The following is a 19168-nucleotide window of genomic DNA, read 5'->3' as shown; positions in this document are numbered from 1 at the left end:
AGCGGCGGCAGAGGCCGGTGATGCGACGCCTCGCTCCAGCAGACAGAGGATCAGGTCACCAGGAACCCTCCGTCCACGGCCAGGGTGGCGCCGGTGACGAAGGAGGCTCCGCTGGAGCACAGGAACAGCACAGGGTGGGCGGCCTCTTCGGGTCGTCCCTCGTGCTTCATGGGAATCCGTGAGAGCAGCGCCTCGACGCCGGCTTCGCCGAGCTTCTCCGCGAACTCCAGGCTCATGCCCTCCTTGGTATCGATGCTCCCCGAGAGGAGGGTGTTCACCCGGATGTTCTTCGAGGCGACCTCGTGCGCGGCGACGCGGGTCAAGGCCTCGACACCGGCCTTGGCGGCACAGTAGGCGGAGAGGCCCGCGGCGCCCCTGGCGCTCACGATTGACGAGCAATTGACGATTGCGCCACCGCCCGCTTCTGCCATGACCGGAATCTCGTACTTCATGCAGAGGAACACGCTGCGGAGGTTGCCCGAGACGGTCCCGTCGAAGTCCTCGGTGGACATCTCGGAGATGGGCGCGATCGTGGGGAGCGACGCCGCATTGTTGTAGGCGATGTCGAGGCGACCGTGGATGCTCACGATGCGCCGGATCAGCTCGCGAACCTGCGCTTCGACCGTGACGTCACACCGGAGGAAGATCGCGTCACCGCCTTCGCTGCGAATGGCATTCTCGACCTCTCGCCCTTTCGCCTCGCCGCGCGCGGCAATCACCACCCGTGCGCCCTGGCGCGCGAAGGCCCACGCAGTCGCTTTTCCCAGCCCGGAGGTTCCGCCCGTGACGAGCGCGACCTTGCCCTGAAACTCTCGCATGTTCGAACCACCCGTCGTTGAATTTTCCGCCGCATGTCGCGATCAACGCGTACACACTGAGGGATCAATGTACCGCATGAACGGACTGTCTGGTAGTTTACCGAACATGCACGCTGACGATTCTCCGCTCGGCGATTCTGTTCTTGCAGAATCACTTGGGCGGTTTCTGAGAGCAGCCATCGCCTCTGCCGACGCACTCGCGAAGCTGCACCAGAGCGGCATCATTCACCAGAACGTGCGGCCGCAGAACCTGCGCATCGATCTACGCACCGCCGAGGTTCAGGTGAGTGGCGCCGAGCAGGGGTTCGAGCCGTCCCCCTCGGCGTTCAAGCTGCCTATCGACAGCCTGCCCTACATCTCCCCCGAGCAGACCGGCCGACTCGACGCGTCCATCGATCACCGGACCGACCTCTACTCGCTGGGGGTGATGCTCTACGAGCTGCTGGCGGGGGTGTTGCCATTCCAGGCCGACGACGCGCTGGGCTGGGTGCATTGCCACATCGCGCGGGCGCCCCGGCCGCTCGTGGACGTGGTCCGGGGCGTGCCGGCAGTGGTGGGCGGCATCCTCGCGAGGCTGCTCGCGAAGGCGCCCGACGAGCGATACCAGAGCGCGCGCGGGCTCCAGCACGACCTGGAGCGGTGCCTGGCGGAACTCGAGGACACGGGGGAGATCGCGCCTTTTCCGCTGGGGGCGCGGGACATCTGGGACAAGCTCCGCGCGCCGAGCGCGATGGTGGGCCGCAAGGAGGAGATCGCGGCGCTCCAGGGGGGACTCGGGCGGGTCACCGCGACGGGGGCGCCCGAGGTCATGCTCGTGGCGGGGCCCTCGGGCATCGGCAAGTCCTCGCTGCTCCGCGATCTGCGCAAAGGGGTGGGGATCGAGCAGGCTATTTTCCTGTCGGCGAGCTTCGAGCCGAACAAGCAAGACATTCCCTATGCGCTGGTGGCGCAGGCATTCGGTGCGCTGATCCGCCAGACCATGACGCTCAGCGACGCGGAGATGGCCGTGGTGGCGGAGCAGCTCCGGGCAGTGCTCGGGACGCGAGGTCAGGTCATTGCGGATTTCATTCCGCAGCTCGAGCTGATCATTGGCAAGCAGCCGCCGCTCGACGCATTGACGCCCGCCGAGTCGCGGAACCGTTTCAATGCAGTGTTCCACGATTTCGTCTCCATCTTCGCCAGCAAGGGCAGGCCGGTCGTCCTCCTCATCGACGATCTGCAGTGGGCAGACCTGGGTAGCCTCGATCTCCTGCAGCACCTGCTCACACACCCGAAGGCGGCGGACCTCCTGGTGGTCGGCAATTACCGTGACGGGGAGGTGGACGATACGCACCCGCTCGCGGCGACGCTCAAGGCGGTGAGGGACGCCAAGATCCCGATCACCTCGCTGACGCTGGCTCCGCTCGACCCCGTGGAGATCGTCGATTTCCTGGTCGACATGTTCGCGGGCGAGCGCGCGCAGGTCGAGCAGCTCGCGACGCTGCTGTGGTCGAAGACGGAGGGGAACCCCTTCCTGCTCACGCAGGTCCTCGGCGCCCTCCACCAGGAGCACCTGATCCATTTCGATCTGAAGACGTGGTCGTGGCACTGGAACGTCGAGCAGATCGAGGGTCGCGAGATCACGGACGAGCGGGTCGACCTGGTGATGACGAAGATCACCCGGCTGCCCACGGACACCGAGGACGCGCTCAGGCGGGCGGCGTGCATCGGGAGGGAGTTCACGCTGCAGCTCCTCGGTACCCTGTGCGGCAAGACGCCGGAAGAGGTGCGGCAGGCGCTGCAACCGGCGCTCGCGGCCGGGCTGCTGCTCCAGAGGCCGCAGGGCTACAGGTTCCTGCACGACCGGGTGCAGCAGGTCACGTACTCCCTGATCCCCGAGGAGGAGCGGGCGGCAGTGCACCTCGATCTCGGCCGGCATCTCCTCGCGAGCACGCCCCCCGAGGAGGTCGAGGGCAGCCTGTTCGAGATCGTGAACCAGCTCAACCTGGGGGCGTCGCGGATCATCTCCGCCGAGGAGCGGCGCCTCGTCGCGGCGCTGGATGCGCGCGCGGGTCACAAGGCCAAGACGGCCACGGCGCCGCGGATGGCCACGACCTACCTGACGACGGGGCTCTCGCTGCTCCCCGAGGAAGGCTGGGAGGTCGACCCCCCCCTCGCCTTTCGCCTCCACCGCGAACTCGCCGAGTGCGAGTACCTGAACGGTCGCTCCGCGGAGGCCGACCGGCTCACGGAGGTGCTGCTCCAGCGGGCCAGGACGAACATCGAGCGGGCCGCGGCGTGTCGCCTGTACATCGCGCTGAGCACGGCGCGCATGGAGAACCAGCTCGCGCTGGAGAAGGGGGTGGAGTGCCTGCGGTCGCTGGGCATCGAGCTGTCGCTCACGCCCGGTGAGGACGACATCTTCGCGGAGGTGGAGGCGATCCGGGCGGCCCTCGCGGGGCGCGCCATCAAGGATCTCCTCCACCTGCCGGCGATGGAGGACCCGGAGGTGATCGCCATCATGGAGATCCTCTCCAGCCTCTACGCGGCCGCAGTGTACGTGCACCCGCCGCTGGCGCACGTGGTCATCACCAGGATGGTGCGCCTCAGCATCCAGCACGGCAACACAGCGGCCTCGTCGCACGGCTACGTGACCTACGGGCAGGCGCTCTGCGGGCGCTTCGGCGCCTACCGGGAAGGGTACGAGTTCGGCAAGCTCGCCTGTGACCTGGCGGTGAAGCCGGGGTTCGGCGGGTTCGTGTCGGAGGTGATGGGCCTCTTCGGGGCGTCGATCCTGGTCTGGACGCGGCACGTGGGGGAGGCGCTCGACTACTTCCGCCTCGGGTTCCAGAGCGGGCGAGAGCTGGGCAACCTGCTCTACGCCTCGTCGAACCTGCTGCAGTACGTGATGCTCTCCTTCTACAAGGGGGACCCGCTCGCCACAGTGCTCGAGGGGACGGTGCCCGCGATCCAGTTCGCGAACCAGGCGAACCTCGCGTACGTCTCCGAGATGGTGCTGGGCATCCAGCGCGTCATCTACGCGCTGCGCGGCGCGACCGCGAGCGTCGCGTCGCTGAGCGGGGACGGCTTCGACGAGGCGGCCTTCCACGCGCACCTGGAGGGGGCGCAGGTCCCGCTGGCCCGCTACTGGTACTACGTGTACGTGGTGCAGGCGCGCTACCTGGGGGGCGACTACCCGGGCGCGCACGCCATGGCGAAGCTCGCCGAGAGCCTGCGCTGGGCGACCCTGGCGGGTGTCCACGACGCGGACCACCACCTGTTCGCGGTGCTGAGCGCCACGGCGTTGCTGGGCGACGCGAGCGAGGAGGCGCGCGCGGAGTACCAGGCCTCCCTGGCGATGCACGAGGAGAAGCTCCGGGGCGTCGCCGCACTGTCGGCCGAGAACTTCGAGAGCAAGCACGCGCTCGTGGCGGCGGAGATCGCGCGGGTGGAGGGGCGGGATCACGACGCGGCGCGGCTCTACGACAAGGCCATCCGGGCGGCGCGCGCCTCTTCGTTCGTGCAGGACGAGGCGCTCGCCTGCGAGCTGGCGGCGCGCTTCTACCTGTCGCGGGAGTTCGCGGTGATGCCGTCGGCGTACATGATGGAGGCGCGCAAGGCCTACGAGCGGTGGGGGGCGACGGGCAAGGTGCGGCAGCTCGAAGCGCTGTATCCCCAGCTCCTGGAGCGGCCGCGGGGGAGCGCGCCGGTCGCCAGCGACGACGCAGAGCCCATCGACACGCTCGCCGCGGTGCGGGCGTCGGCGGCCATCTCCAGCGAGATCGCGCCGGATCAGCTCCTCGCCACGCTGATGCGCATCCTCGTGGAGCACGCGGGGGCCCAGCGGTGCTGCCTTTTGCTGCCCTCGCAAGCAGGGCTGACCCTGGCCGCGGAGACCACCCTCGATCACGCCGGGGTCCGGGTCCACCTCCCCACGTCGCGCAGCACGCCGTCGGCCGTGACGCTCCCGCTTTCGGTTGCGTACTACGTGCAGCGGACGCGCGAGAAGCTCGTCCTCGACGACATCCAGGTGCAGCTCATGTTCGCGGACGACCCCTACCTCTCGCGCTCGCTGCCGCGCTCGATGCTGTGCACGCCCATCCTCCGGAGGGGCGAGGTGGCCGGCATCCTGTACCTGGAGAACCGGCTGGTGCGCGGGGCGTTCACGCCGCGGCGGCTGGCGCTCCTCGAGTTCCTGGCCGCGGTCTCGCTGGAGAACGCGCTCCTCGCCGCGGACCTCGCCAAGGAGTCGGCGGAGCGCACGCACGTGGAGCAGACCCTGCGCGAGAGCGAGGAGCGGCTGCAGCGGCTCGTGGAGACGGCCAACGTGGTCCCCTGGGAGGTGAACACGGCGACGGGGCGGTTCACCTACGTCGGCCCCCAGGCGGTGGTGATGCTGGGGTATCCGCAGGAGCGCTGGTACGAGGAGGGGTTCCTCCGCGAGCACGCGGCGCCCGGTGACTTCGAGCGGGCGCGCGCCCACCTGCAGGACCCGCGCGGCGGGCTCGACTTCGACCTGCGCCTGGTGGCCGCGGACGGGCGCACGGTGTGGCTCCACAACGTGGTGAGCGCGCCGCGGAGCGATGGCAGCGGGGTGGTCGGCGGGTTCCTGTTCGACGTGACCGAGCGGAAGGCCTACGAGGCGGACCTGCAGGAGAAGCTCGAGATCATCGAGGCGCAGCAGGCGTCGATCCGGAAGCTGTCGACGCCCATCATCGCGGTCTGGAAGGGGGTGCTGACCATGCCGGTGCTCGGTTCGCTGGACGCGCAGCGGGCCGAGCAGATGATGGAGGTGGTGCTGGAGGAGGTGACGCGCACGGGGTGCCGCCACATGATCATCGACCTGACCGGCGTGGAGGCGGTGGACACCGGGACGGCGTACCACCTGATGAAGATCTCCGACGCCATCCAGCTCCTCGGCGCCCGGAGCGTGGTGGTCGGCATCCGCCCGGAGGTCGCGCAGACCATCGTCGCGCTCGGGGTGGATCTGTCGTCCGTGGTGACCCTGGCGAACCTCCGCGAGGCGCTCCTCGAGTGCATGCGGCTCGAACGCGAGGCCGCAGGGCGCACCCGGGCGTTCCGCGCGCGGGGCGGGGCGGCGCGCCGGGTGCCGTAGGGGTGGGAGCGGTAGGCGGGGGTTCCGGGCTCAGGAGCGCGACGGGAGGACCAGGTGGTCGCGCAGGCGCGCAGCCATGGCCGAGACGTGGGGCTGGAAGTTCATGGTGATGTGGTTGCCTGGCACGGTGTGCACCTCGACGCCCCCCGCGGCCATCTCGCTCCAGCCGATCTCGGGGTGGGGAGGGTTCCAGGCGTCGCGCTCCCGGGCCCGCAAGAAGAGGATCTTGCCGGGGTAAGGCGCTGGCGTGTAGCGGCGGAGCGCCCGGACGCTCGCCTGGAACACGTCGAGCAGGCGGCGCAGGTCCGGCAGGTCGGCGTCCTGCGGGAGGCCTGCCGTGCGGCGTCCGAGCTCCAGGAAGCGCCGCAGCCGCGCGTTGCCGTCGAGGGCCCGGAGCGTGTCCGCGGAGATGTCCACGCCGGTGCCCACGCGCAGGAGATAGGCGAGGCTCAGCGCTTCGTCGTCCTCGATGCGCTCCTCGGGGAGGCGCCCGGGAAGAGCGCAGTCGATGACCGCGAGCAGCGCGACCTCTTGTCCCGCGGCGCGCAGCGCGCTCGCGATGCCGAACGCCACGGCGCCGCCGAAGGATGAACCGCCGAGGTGGTACGGGCCCACCGGCTGGAAGGCGCGGATCGCGGCGGTGTAGTGGTCGATGAGGGGCTCCATCCGATCGAAGGGAGCCTCGCCCTCTTCCAGTCCCACGGCGCGCACACCTGCCACGGGTTGGTCGGCGCCGAGCGCCTGCACGAGCTCGCGGTAGAAGTAGGTGTGGCCGCCGGCAGGGTGGATCAGAAGGAGTGGAGGCCGACCGGGAGCCCCGCGCTGTAGTTCCAGGATCTCGGGCGGGAGCGCGACCTGCTCGGGCGCGCTGGATTCGCCGGCGAAGAAGCGCGCGAGGGCCGCGATGGTGGGCGCCTGGAGCAGGGCGTGCTGGGTGAGCGGCACGTTGAACGCTTTGCGCAGGCGGGCGAGGAGCTGGACGGCCATGAGGGAGTCGCCCCCGAGGGCGAAGAAGTCGTCGTTCACGCCCGCGTCCATCCCGAGGACGTCCTGGAAGATGGCCGCGACCTGCCGCTCGATCTCGTTGCGGGGTGCGCGGGGTGGCACGGAGGTCGCGGGGCGGGCAGGGGTGGCGGCGGGCCGGCCATGGTCCGGGGTCTGTCGGGGCGCGCTCCCCTGCGGTGCTCGTGCCCTGGGGGGACAGGCTGCCTCACGCGCCGCTGGCGCGAAGGACTCCTGGGCGAGGAGCAGCGTGCAGTCCGTCTTGCGCTGCCGCTCTGGAGAGGGTGGGCAGACCTCGACGAACGGGAACCCGACGGAGCGCAGGACGCCTGCCCATCCTTCGGGGCTCATGAAGGGAGAGCTGGGGCGGAGCTCCTCGTCGGCGAAGTACCACCAGCCGACCTCCAGGCCCCAGATGAGGGTGTACCAGCGCGGCGCCTGGGTCGTCTCCATCAGGAGCAGGACGCCGCCGGGCGCCAGCAAGCGCTTCAGGTTGGCGAGGCTGTCGGTCACGGAGAGGGTGGCGTGGACGACGTTGTAAGCGATGACGAGGTCGTACGCGCCCTCGTCGTGGCCCTGAGAGGCGGGATCGCGCGAGACGTCCAGCATGCCGAAGCGCATGAAGTCGAGGCCCTCGCGCGCGGCCCGTTTCTCGGCCTGGACGAGGAAGTAGCGGCCGAGATCGGTGAAGTGGTAGTCGACGTCGCGGCCGCGCAGGGCGGGCATGAGCCTGAACGTCACCGCGCCGGTGCCGCCCCCTGCCTCCAGGATCCTCAGCTTCTTCCCGGGAGAATGCTCGAAGAGCCGCACCACGAGCTTTTCGAGGAGCGCGTAGTAGGTCGGCTGGCCCGAGAACCTGACCGAGTTCTCGATGCTGGGGCGCAGGAAATCGGTGCTGCCATCGGGGTGGAGCACGCCGATGGGATCGATGCGCCCGGTGAGCGCGTCTCCGTAGTGCGCGACGCAGTGGTCGAGGACGCGAAGGTCCGCGTCGAGGTCGGGGTAGCGCCGACCCAGCTCGGCGCGGAGCGGGGCAGGGTCGCCGATGGCGGCGGCGTCCTTCAGGATCTCGACCCGATCGCCGTCGAGCTGGAGGATGCCGTCCTCGGCGAGGGTCTCCAGGAAGAAGGTGAAGAACTTGCGGAACTTGGGGATGATCCCCAGCCTGGTGACCAGCTCGTTCCGGTCGTAGGTCCTGCCGGGCGCGAAGACGACGCCGCTGTCCTGCAGGAAGCGGGCGATGTACCGGGAGCACAGCTCCGCAGCGCCGCGCTCGAAGCCCTCCGGGAAGTGCTCCCAGGGGGATTCGGCCTCGGCCGCGTCGGCGAGGCGCACGATCGCTTGCTGGTCGCTCTCGAGATGGACGCCGATGCGCACCTCGGGGGAGGGCGTGGCCGGTGGCGGTGCAGCAGCGTCGAGCCAGTGGCGTTGCCGCTCGAAGGGGTAGGTGGGGAGCGGGACGCGCCGCCGGCGTTCGTCTGCATAGAGCGCCGCGCTGTCCAGGGGAACGCCCTCGATCCAGCACCTGCCCGCCGCTTCGAGCATCGAGGCCAGCTCGGAGCGGGACCTGCCAGCGCCGGTGAGCGAAGGGATCACCACCTGACCCGAGGCGCTCTTCCCCGACTGCTGCGCGAGCGCGGTGAGGGTCCGCCCGGGTCCCACCTCGATCAGGACGGCGCGTGGGATCTGCTTGATCTGGTCGAGCGTGGCCCCGAAGCGCACGGTCTCACGGAGGTGCCTGCCCCAGTAGGCAGGATCCACCGCCTCCTCGGGGGTGATCAGGCGGCCGGTGAGGTTCGCGTAGAAGGGGATCGTCGGCGCGCTCCGCGGGATGCGTGCGACGAGCGCCGAGAAGGGCTCGACGATGGCGTCCATGGCGCGGGCGTGGAAGGCGTGCGAGGTGCGCAGCCGGCGGGCACCGATGGCGCGTGCTTCGAGGCTCCCGGCGAGGCGCGCGATGGCGTCCTCCGGGCCCGCGATCACGCACCGCTCCGGACCGTTGACCGCGGCGAGGGAGAGGTCGTCTCCGAGCAGGGCGAGCGCCTCGTCCTCGGGGAACGGCACGGCGAGCATGGCGCCTCCGGGGAGGGCCAGCATCATCCGGCCACGCGCGGCCACGAGGGCCAGGGCATCCTCCAGGGAGAACACCCCGGAGAGGCAGGCTGCGACCAGTTCGCCGAGGCTGTGCCCCACCATGAGGGTTGGCTCCACGCCCCACGCCTTCCAGAGCTGCGCGAGCGCGTAGGAGGTGGTGAAGAGGGCGGGTTGCGCCAGCGACGTCTGCTGGAGCCGCGCCGCGGCGTCGGCGTCGTCCGGGGAGGCGTGGAGCGCGGGGCGGATGTCGAAGCCCAGGTGGGGCGTCAGGATCTCGGCGCAGCGATCCACCGCCCGGCGGAAGGCAGGCTCCGCCTCGTAGAGGTCGCGGCCCATCCCCGGGTGCTGGACGCCCTGGCCGGGGAACATGAACACCACCGGCGGCACCTCGGGAGCAGCCTCCCCCGAGAAGACCTGCTGGGGGGCCTGTGCTTCGAGGGCGCGCGCAGCGTCGAGAGCGCTGGAGGCGACCAGCACGCGGCGGTGGGCGAAGGCCTTGCGACCCACCTGGAGCGTGTAGGCGATGTCAGGGAGCGGGGTCGCGTCCGCGCCGTCCAGGTGACGCGCGAGCGCCGCAGCCGTGGCGTCGAGGGCGGCGGGAGACCTGGCGGAAAGGGTCAGGAGCTGGAAAGGACGCGAGGGTCCCGAAGGCGCCGCCGGAGGCGCCTCTTCCAGGATGGCGTGCGCGTTGGTGCCGCCGATCCCGAACGAACTCACGCCGGCGCGGCGGGGCGCGTCGCCTTGTCTGGGCCACGGGGACAGCGTGGCGTTGACGTGGAACGGGCTGCTGGCGAAATCGATCCGCGGGTTCGGCGTCTCGAAGTGGAGGCTCGGGGGTAGCTCGCGGTGCTCCAGCGCGAGCGCCGTCTTGATGAGCCCAGCGACCCCGGCTGCCGCGTCCAGGTGCCCGATGTTCGTCTTCACGGACCCGATGGCGCAGCGCTGGGCGCCCGGGGAGCTGGCCTGGAAGGCCTGGGTGAGCGCGGCGATCTCGATGGGGTCGCCGACCGGCGTGCCCGTCCCGTGCGCCTCGATGTACCCGATCGACCCGGCGTCGATGCCCGCCATGGCCAGGGCCTGCAGGATGGCAGTCATCTGGCCCTCCACGCTGGGCGCGGTGAAGCCGACCTTGCCGGCGCCGTCGTTGTTCACGGCGACGCCACGGATGACCGCCCGGATGGGGTCGCCATCTGCGAGCGCGTCGGAGAGCCTGCGGAGGACCACCACCCCGACGCCGTTGCCGCTCACGGTCCCCCGGGCGCTCGCGTCGAAGGCGCGACAATGCCCGTCGGGCGAGAGGATCATCCCCTCGCGGTACAGGGTGCCCTTCCGCTGCGGGATGGCGATGGCCGCGCCGCCCGCGAGCGCCATGTCGCACTGGTAGACGAGCAACGCCTGGCACGCGAGGTAGACCGCCACGAGGGAGGTCGAGCACGCGGTCTGCACGTTGAGGCTCGGACCGCGCAGGTCGAGCTTGTACGAGGTGCGGGTGGCGAGGAAGTCCTTCGCCGTCGCGATGTCCACCTGGTAGCGGTCAGCCAGGTCCCCGCGCAGCGCGGCGAGCCCGGCGTGATCGAGGTAGGTGCTCTCGCTCGATCCGGCGTAGACGCCGACCATGCCGCCCTCGGCGTCGCGGGCGTGCCCTGCGCTCTCCAGGGCTTCCCAGGCGCATTCGAGGAAGAGGCGGTGCTGAGGGTCGGTCAGCGCGGCCTCGCGCGGCGTCATCCCGAAGAACGAAGCGTCGAAGTCCTCGATGCCTTCGAGGACACCGCGGGCGCGCACGTAGGCGCTGTCCCCGCGCACGGCGGACGGCACGCCTGCCGCGGCCAGCTCGGCGTCCGTGGCCGTGGAGATGCTCTCCACACCGTTCCGCAGGTTCTGCCAGTAGTCGTCGACGTTTCCCGCCCCGGGAAAGCGCCCCGACATACCGATGATCGCGATCCCTTCGATGATTTCCTTATCCACGGCGCATCCTCCATCCTGCTGCCTGGTTGCGTGCTCGTTGCATGGCGACTCGGGCAAGCACCGCCCGGTCGTGGCTCTCCTGGGCCAGCGCCAGCCGGCCCGAAGCGTCGTTGCTGGTCCCGCTGCGCTCACCTTCGAGGTGCTCCGCGAGCGAGGCGACCGTGGGGAACTGGAACAGCGCGGTCACGGGCACGGTCGACCCGAGCGCACGCTCCAGCCTGGCGTGCACTTCCCCCATGAGGAGAGAGTGCCCACCCAGGTCGAAGAAGTTGTCGTGAAGCCCGACCACCGGGACCCGCAAGACGCTCTGCCAGATCGAGGCGATGAGCGCGGCGAGTCCCTCCGGAGGCGGGGCGCTGGTGGTCGGGCGCCGCTCGCCTGCGGGCCGGGGAACGGGGAGGCGCGCCCGGTCGATCTTGCCTCCTGGGCTGACGGGGATCTGGTCGATCACCGTGATCACGCTGGGGACCATGTGCGCCGGCAGGCGACCCCGCAGGTGGGTCTTCAGCGCATCCGGCAGGGTCTCCCTCGGCTCCGTCGCGTCCACGCGCGGGACGATCCAGGCGACGAGGTGAGGCTCTCCCGGGCTCAGCTCCACCCGGCCCACCACCGCGGCGCTCACCGCCGGGTGGAGCGCGAGGGCGGCCTCGATCTCGCCGGGCTCGATGCGGAACCCGCGCAGCTTGATCTGCTCGTCCACCCGGCCGATGAGCTCGATCTCGCCATCTCCTCGCCAGCGCGCCCGGTCCCCCGTGCGGTAGAGCCGACCTCCTCCCGTGGGGTCCGGGACGAAGCGTGTCGCCGTGAGCGCTGCGCGCCCGAGGTAGCCGTGGCCCACGCCCACGCCGCCCAGGTAAAGCTCCCCGGGCACCCCGATGGGCACGGGCTCCAGGCGCTCGTCGAGCACGAGGCAGCGCACCTCGGGCAGGGCACGCCCCACGGTCGGCCGCTGCCCGTCCGGCGCGCAGGAGGCCACCGTCGCGCAGATGGTCGCCTCCGTGGGACCGTAGGCGTTGAAGAACCGACGGCCCGGAGCGAAGCGCGCGACGAGCTGGGGCGGGCACGGCTCGCCTCCCGCGATGATCGTGGTGAGGGGGAGCGCTTCCGTGTCCACCGGCGCGCCGTCCGCCGAGAGCGCCGCGAGCGCCGAGGGCGTCAGCAGCGTGACGGTGACGTGCTGCTCACGCACCAGCCGGCGCAAGGCCGGGCCTGGCAGCAGCGCGCTCGCCGGGGCGAGCACCAGCGTCGCCCCCGCCGGGAGGGCCATGAGGATCTCCATCGCGGAGGCGTCGAAGCAGATCGAGGCGAACTGCAGGACGCGGCTCTCGGGGCGGATGCCGAACGCCTGGATCAGCGCCGGGGCCAGGTTGCACAGGCCGCGGTGGGGCACGAGCGCCCCCTTGGGCCTGCCTGTCGAGCCCGAGGTGTAGATCACGTAGGCGATGTCGTCGGGACTGACGGCGACGTCCGGTGGCGTCACGGGCTGGGCGTCGATCTCGGCCAGCGCCTCGTCGAGCAACACCACGCGCGCCCCGTGAGCGGGCAGCACCCCGACCGTGCGCCGCTCCGCGAGGAGCAGGGGGAGCGCAGCGTCCTCGATCATGAAGGCGAGGCGGGCGCTGGGGTAGACCGGGTCGAGCGGGACGTAGGCGCCGCCGGCCTTGAGGATGCCGAGGAGGCCCACCAGCATGGACAGGGAGCGCTCCAGGCACAGCCCTACCCGGGTGCCGCGGTGCACGCCGCGCGCGCGCAGGAGGTGGGCGACCTGGTTGGCGCGGGCATCGAGCTGCCGGTAGGAGAGGCGCTCGCCCTCGAAGACGGCTGCGAGGGCATCCGGGGTCCGCGCGGCCTGCGCCTCGACGAGGTGGTGCAGGCACCCCTCGGCCGGGGGGGCAGGGACCGCGTTCGAGAAGCGCCGGATCTCATCCAGCTCGGCAGCCGGCATGAGGGGCAAGCGCCGCCGCGCCAGGAAGAGCTCTATGGCGCGCCTGGACCTGAGCGACACCGGCGCTTCCAGGGCGGTGATCGCGCCTTCGAGCAGGGTGAGGTAGCGCCGGACCATGCGCGCGACCGTGGACGCATCGAACAGCTCCGTGCTGTGCTCCACGACCAGCGACATGCCGTCCTCCTGCTCCACGAGCTGGAACGTCAGGTCGAACTGGGACGTGCCGCGATCGAGGCTCGCGTGCTCCAGCCGCCAGCCTGCACCGCCCGGAGAAGCGAGCGGGTCACCTGCGAAGGCCACCTGGAAGAGCGGATTTTTGCCGGGGTGGCGCGGGGGCGAGACCGCCGCGACCACCTCCGGGAACGGCAGGTCCTGGTGGGCGTAGGCCTCGGTGGCAGCGTCGCGCACCCGCGCCAGCAGCTCCCGGAAGGGCGCGTCCTTGTCGACCTGGATCCGGAGCACCAGCGCGTTGACGAAGCACCCCAGGATGGAGGCCGAGCCTGGGAGGGTGCGTCCTCCGGCGAAGGTGCCGAGCACGACCTCGTCTCCCCCTGCGTGGCGCTGGAGAAAGGCCACGAACGCGGCCAGCAGCAGCATGTACCGGGTGACGCCAGCCTCTGCCGCCACCACCCTGGCACGCATCGAAAGCTCCGACGAGAGCTGCCACTTCCTGCTCTCGCCGCGCAGGGACAGCGCGCCCGAGCGGGGGCGATCCGTGGGCAGCGCCAGCTCGGGCAGACCCGCGAGGCGCTCCTGCCAGTAGGAGACGAGCCTCGGCCGCGAGGTCTCCAGGGTGGAGAGCTGCCAGGCGCAGTACTCCGACTCCTGGAGCGGGAGCGCCGGTCGGATGTCCTCCCGGCCCGCGCGAAGGGCGTTCACCTCGGCTTCCAGCTCCGAGAAGAACACCCGGACGGCCAGGCCATCCAGGATCAGGTGGTGGTAGGTCACGAACAGGCGGTGCTCGCCCTCCTCCCACCTCACGAGCGTGAAGCGGATGAGCGGACCTCCCTTCAGATCGAAGGGCCTGCGCGCGATCTCGGCCACCTGCTCCTGCGCGACGGAAGCGCGCTCGGCGGGTGAGAGCGCCCGGAGATCGAGCGCATAGATCTCCACCGGTGCATCCGCGAGCACCCGCTTGTATGGCTGGCCCTCTTGCTCGACGAAGACGCAGCGCAGCACCTCGTGGCGCTGGACGAGGCCACGGAGCGCCTGTCGCAGCAGGGGCTCGTCGAGGAGGCCTCGGGGGCGGATGACGAACGTCTCGTTGTAAGCCGGAACCTCCGGGGCACGACGCTGCTGGTGCCAGAGCTGGGCCTGGGACGACGAGAGCGGAAGCAGTCTGTTGCGCGGAAGAGGGGGAGGAGGCGAAAGAACGCTCGCTTCGCTGCAAGCGAGCTGCTCGACGAGCTTGGCCAGCTCGGCGAGCGTCCCGGCTGCAAGTAATGCACGGAACGGCAGGTCGACCCCTAGCTCCTGCTGGATGCCCCAGAGGATGCCGGCCGCCGAGAGCGAGTCGCCCCCGGAGGCCAGAAACCCGTCATCCAGCCCGACGCTGGGGAGCCGCAGCGCCTCGGCGAAGAGCCGCGCGAGCACCCGCTCGACCTTCGTCTCGGGGACCCGCCCGATCTTCACCTCCACGCGCGGCGCCGGTAGCGCACGCAGGTCGACCTTGTCGTTGGCCTGGAGGGGCAAGCGCTCCAGGAAGACGAAGGCCGCCGGCACCATGTACTCCGGCAGGTTCCTCAGCAGGGATTGCTTCAGGCCTTCGGCCGTCAGCACCCGGCCCTCGTGCGGCACCACGTAGGCGACGAGCTGCTTCGCGTCGTGCTCACCCCGGGCGACGACGACCGCCGTGGAGACGCCTGGCAAGCTCTCCAGGTGCATGACGATCTCGCGCGGCTCGATCCGGTGCCCCCGGATCTTGACCTGATCGTCGACCCTCCCGAGGTACTCGGTGTCTCCGTCTCCTCGGCGCCGGACCCGATCACCGGTGCGGTAGATGCGGCGCCCGTCCGGGAACCACGCGAGGTAGCGATCCGCGGTCAGGCCAGGACGGCGGAGATACCCCCGGCCGAGCCCCTCGCCCGCGATGAACAGCTCCCCCACCTGTCCCTCTGGCACCGGCCGAAGATCCTGATCGAGGACCAGGTACTGCATGTCCGGCAGGGGTCTTCCGATGAGGCTACCCACGTCGGACTCTGCGTCCTCACGCGCGATGCGCCGGAACGAGGAGGCCACGGTGATCTCGGTGGGACCGTAGGCATTGAAGAGATGCGGCAGGCCGTCCCCGAAGCGGTCGAACCACGGAAGCAACGAGGCGAAGCTCAGCATCTCGCCCCCGATGGCGATGGCGCGGAGCGCGTAGTCCGCCGGGTTCGACAGGATGATCGGCATGAGCTGCCGGAAGACCGAAGGAGTCAGGAGCAGCGAGGTGACCCGTCGCTCCTGGAGCAGCCTCGCGAACCGGTGAAGCGCCCTGCAGTCGTCGAGGGAAGCCAGGGCGAGCTGCGCGCCGCGGAGGAGCGCCCCCCACATCATCCACACCGAGGCATCCCAGAAGAAGGAGTTGAACAGCGCCACCACATCCTGCGCCTCGATGCCGAGGCAGGGCTGGATGCCACGGATGAACCGCACGGCATTGTGGTGGGTAATCATCACCCCCTTGGGAGTCCCGGTGGACCCGGAGGTGAACATGACATAGGCCAGATCGTCGCTCGAGCCCTGCCCCCCTGGCGCCTCGACCGGTTCTCTCGCAATGATGTGGGCGTGCTCGTCGACGAGCACGGTCCGCACCGAGGATGGCCAGGAACGACCGATGGCGCCCGAAGTGACGACCACGGAGGCCTGGGTGTCGGAGAGGTAGGAGGAGAGGCGCTCGTCGGACTGCGCCGGATCGAGCGGCACGTAAGCCCCCCCCGCCTTGACCACGCCGAGGATGGCCACCACAAAATCCTCGGACCGATCGAGACAGATGATGACGAGGCTTCCACGCCCGACGCCGAGACCCTGCAGATGGTGCGCAAACCGATTGGAGGCCTCGTCGAGCGCGCGGTACGAAAGGGTTCGATTCTCGAACGATACCGCCACCTTGTCAGGCCACTGGGCAGCCTGAATGGTGAAGAGTTCGTGAAGGCGAAGCCTCCTGGAGACGGAGGACGCCACCAGCAGTGGTGATTCCACGTGTCCCATGCAACCTCCCGATGAACCGAGGGCGACAATAGACACGCGAGCGCGACGAATCGGCGGAGCGTACGTCGAGCCCACGCTCCCCCCCTATCGGACAAGGGTAAGATTGGTCTCAACTCTGTCAAGAACACTCACGTTGCTATGACAGAACTGTTTATGGGCCACCGAATGGGTCCCTTGCAGCCGATTGACCGACTTCGTCGGACAGATGTCCGCATCCACTGACCTGTGGCGCGCTGTATGGACAACGGTGGCGCGTGGGGCAGGAGGAGCAGGAGCGTCACCCCCGGGATGCACGCCTGCAAGTGATTACGTGCACTTGGAGCCCCTCCGAATGTCCCGTCGCCGGGCTGCATGGGGGAGTCGACCGTCCATGCTGCTCTGGCTTGAGCGTGAGCAGCGCACTTTCGCCTTCATGCCTCGGCAGGTGCGCGACGCCTTTCCAGTCAGCTCTTCGGTCCGACTTCGTTCGGCGCTCTTGCCGTCACCCCTGGCCGTGCGGGTGGTTGCCCCGCGGAGTGACGATCTCGTCTTCTTCGTCGTCCGGGTTCGCCAGGGGTGATGCAGAAGCCTCCGCAGGCGGCGGGCTCCAGGCCCCCGGATCCGGCGAGGGCGCGACCGGCGGCGGATGCCATGCGGGGGGGGCGCTGGGTGCTGGCGTCACCGAAGGCGGCGCCCACGCGGGATACCCTCCCGGCGCAGCTCCAGCGGGAGGCGTCCACGGAGAGGGGGCCACGGGCGCGGCCTCGCTGGGCGGGGGCGCCCAGGGAGAGGGGGCCACGGGCGCGGTCTCCACCGGTGGAGGTGTCCACGCGGGGGGCTCGCCGGGCGCGGGCCCCACCGGCCAAGGAGCAGGCCCTCCGAGGCTCGGTACCGAGGGGGCCTCATGGACAGGGGAGCGGAAGCCGATGCCCCTTGTCGCGACGATGTCCTCGTCTTCCTCCTCGGGCGTGCCGCCTGCCGCTCCAGGTAGCCCTCCGTCCGCAGCCAACGGGATCGCAGCCTCCTGCTCGGGCTCCGCAGGCGCGCCGTCCAGCACCTCGATCGCAGCGTCGTCGAGAAGCTCGACGGCGTCATCGTCCACGGCTTCGAGCGCGTCTGCGCCCAGCTCTTCAGGCTCCCCCGCCCCTGCAGCGTTCTCCTCCAGGGGCTCCGGCTCTCCCGCGGCCTCCGGCTCGACCACCGACATCCCCTCCGCGGGGGGCGGGACGGAGAAGCCAGCCTCGGAGGGAGCATTGAAGGAGCGGGGTCCCCCGCCGGCTTCACCCGGGAACACGATGGGATGCCCGACGAGCTCCACACCGACCCGGATCCGCGCCGTCTTCAGGGCGCCCTCGTCGCTCACGGCGAAGTTTCCCCGCCACACCAGCGAGCAGGTCTGGCGGTCGGTGTCGATGTGCAGCGTATCGGCCCAGAGAGGCAGCCGCTCACCCTCTCGATCCCGATCGGGGTAGACACAGGCAAGGGCCCGGAGCCCAGGCAGACGGCTACGCACCATCGGCAGCGTGGGATGCATTCCCCCGAGCAAGATGCCCTCGGTTCCCTGGAGGAAGTCGAGGCGCTGGTCGGCAGGAGCGACCTGGTAGTACTCCCACGCGAAGCCCTCGGGGAACTCCAGCCGTGCGCCCTCGAACTGCCTCGGCTCCATGGAACCGAGCAGGCGCCGACGCACGGGCCAGTGGCGCGCCACGGGACCGAAGCACGCTGGCACCGAGGGATCCGTGACGTGGAGCAGGTTGGGAGCCCCCTGGCGTGGATCGACGCCGATGGGGTTCAGCTCCGGATGTCGCATCGCCCGCTCGTAGATCAGCGGGATGCGCTGGAAGGGCGCCGGCTCGGAGGGACGGCCGTCCCGATCCAGCGAGCGATCTCCATGCACGGAGATCGTCTTCGACAGCAGGACCTGCCCGTCCCGGTGCACGACCACCCGCGCTCCCGCGACGGAGGTGTGCATCCCGGGGGGAGCGTAGGCGTGCCCTGTGACGAGCAGCTCGGCTTGCCCGAGGTAGGGTGCCAGGTCGCTCCCCGCGCGCAGGCTGCAGTGCGAGTCCGCGTGGTAGTGCACCTCCTGCGACGCGAGGCCATCCGCGTCTCGCGGGGTCATCTCTCCCTCGGGGACGATGGCCAACGTGGCCTTGACGATCACCGACACGCGGATCTCGTCCGCACCGCGCACCCGCCAGACCACCGTCGCGTGCGACGTGGCGACATCCCCCACCTCGCCGATGCGCACTGGCCAGGAATCGCCACCGCCGATCATGGCGGCCGGATTACCACGCGCGCTCGGCTGCATCCAGTCTCCAGCACCGGTCGCGGACCGCCAATGTCAGATCGCGCAGTCGCGCAGTCGCTCGGGCGTGCTGCGGCGGGCATCTCCCCCGGAGCCCTGCACCTCACGCCGGATCGGCTGGGGGCGGCGTGTCCGGCACGGGCGCCAGCAGCTTCGTGGAGACGTAGAGGCGCGCCATGGACAGGATCCTGGCTTCCTGGGCTCCGTCGAGGAACACCTGCCCTGCCGTCCGTGAGTAGCTCATCAGGTTGTTCACCACGTCGCTGTGCCCGAGGCCGAAGTAGTGGCCCAGCTCGTGCGCGAGGACGCTCGGCATCGCGCTCGCCGCGACGATGACGTAGTGCCTGGAGGGCGTCTTCCGGTTCCGCCAGTGCACGCCCATCCGGTGCAGGCTCGGGTCGTCCACGTCACGCAGCGAGGCCACGATCATGACGTTGATCTGCTTCGGCGTGAGCGCGGCCACGAGCGCGTCCCGATCGCTCCGCGTCTCGAGACGCGCGTGGCCAGGCGCGAGGGTCCGGGTCGACACCGTGCGCAGGCGGATCCCGAGCGGCTCGAAGAGACGCTTGGCCTCGGCCATCTGGGCCTCGATCCAGGCCGTGTCCTGTACCGGTCGGCCCTGATCTTCCGCGACGGCGATGGATACCGGGAGCGGCGGGATGACTGCCGGCGCCGGGGATGGCTTGGCGGCGAGACCGCGTCGCGGTGACAGAATAAGTCCGGAAGCCAGCGCCAGAGCGCTGAGAAAGGTGCGGCGAGCGTTCATTGAAACC

General features: G+C 70.3%; 6 protein-coding genes. 1 reads left to right on the top strand and 5 read right to left on the bottom strand.

The genetic code is table 11. The annotated features are described in order from the left end of the window. Nucleotides 1-50: 50 nt before the first annotated feature. Nucleotides 51-818, bottom strand: coding sequence for an SDR family NAD(P)-dependent oxidoreductase (locus CAP_RS01710; protein WP_044235166.1), 768 nt, complete (start codon nt 816-818; stop codon nt 51-53). A 106-nt stretch (nt 819-924) separates the two neighbouring features. On the opposite strand from CAP_RS01710, the gene CAP_RS01705 reads away from it, so the two are divergent. Beyond that, the gene (locus CAP_RS01705; protein ID WP_052373948.1) at nt 925-5913 is read left to right on the top strand and encodes an AAA family ATPase; all 4989 of its coding nucleotides are present in this window, start codon (nt 925-927) and stop codon (nt 5911-5913) included. 30 nt (nt 5914-5943) lie between these two features. Here the strand turns inward: CAP_RS01705 and CAP_RS01700 are convergent, their stop codons facing one another. From CAP_RS01700 to CAP_RS01685, 4 genes are all read right to left on the bottom strand, one after another. Beyond that, nucleotides 5944-10974: a type I polyketide synthase gene (locus CAP_RS01700; RefSeq protein WP_052373947.1), complete on the bottom strand. Its 5031-nt coding sequence runs from the start codon at nt 10972-10974 to the stop codon at nt 5944-5946. Further along, entirely contained in the window at nt 10967-16108 is a 5142-nt protein-coding gene (locus tag CAP_RS01695; protein WP_081864448.1) for a non-ribosomal peptide synthetase, read from the bottom strand. Before CAP_RS01695 ends, CAP_RS01700 begins: the two co-directional genes overlap by 8 nt. 481 nt (nt 16109-16589) lie before the next feature. Next, nucleotides 16590-18365, bottom strand: coding sequence for a DUF2169 family type VI secretion system accessory protein (locus CAP_RS43485; protein WP_052373945.1), 1776 nt, complete (start codon nt 18363-18365; stop codon nt 16590-16592). Nucleotides 18366-18498: 133 nt separating this feature from the next. Beyond that, complete coding sequence (locus tag CAP_RS01685) at nt 18499-19161, bottom strand: matrixin family metalloprotease (RefSeq protein ID WP_197040947.1); 663 nt, start codon at nt 19159-19161, stop codon at nt 18499-18501. Nucleotides 19162-19168: the final 7 nt, after the last annotated feature.

Source organism: Chondromyces apiculatus DSM 436 (assembly GCF_000601485.1).
Classification (GTDB): Bacteria; Myxococcota_A; Polyangia; order Polyangiales; family Polyangiaceae; genus Chondromyces; species Chondromyces apiculatus.
The sequence above is the reverse complement of the archived record's forward strand: the minus strand, read 5'-3'. Positions and strand labels throughout refer to the sequence as shown.

Bases quoted from the DNA above. Each gene is read 5' to 3' on its own strand.
- CAP_RS01710 (WP_044235166.1), bottom strand. From the start codon at position 818: ATGCGAGAGTTTCAGGGCAAGGTCGCGCTCGTCACGGGCGGAACCTCC.
- CAP_RS01705 (WP_052373948.1), top strand. From the start codon at position 925: ATGCACGCTGACGATTCTCCGCTCGGCGATTCTGTTCTTGCAGAATCA.
- CAP_RS01695 (WP_081864448.1), bottom strand. From the start codon at position 16,108: ATGGGACACGTGGAATCACCACTGCTGGTGGCGTCCTCCGTCTCCAGG.
- CAP_RS43485 (WP_052373945.1), bottom strand. From the start codon at position 18,365: ATGATCGGCGGTGGCGATTCCTGGCCAGTGCGCATCGGCGAGGTGGGG.
- CAP_RS01685 (WP_197040947.1), bottom strand. From the start codon at position 19,161: ATGAACGCTCGCCGCACCTTTCTCAGCGCTCTGGCGCTGGCTTCCGGA.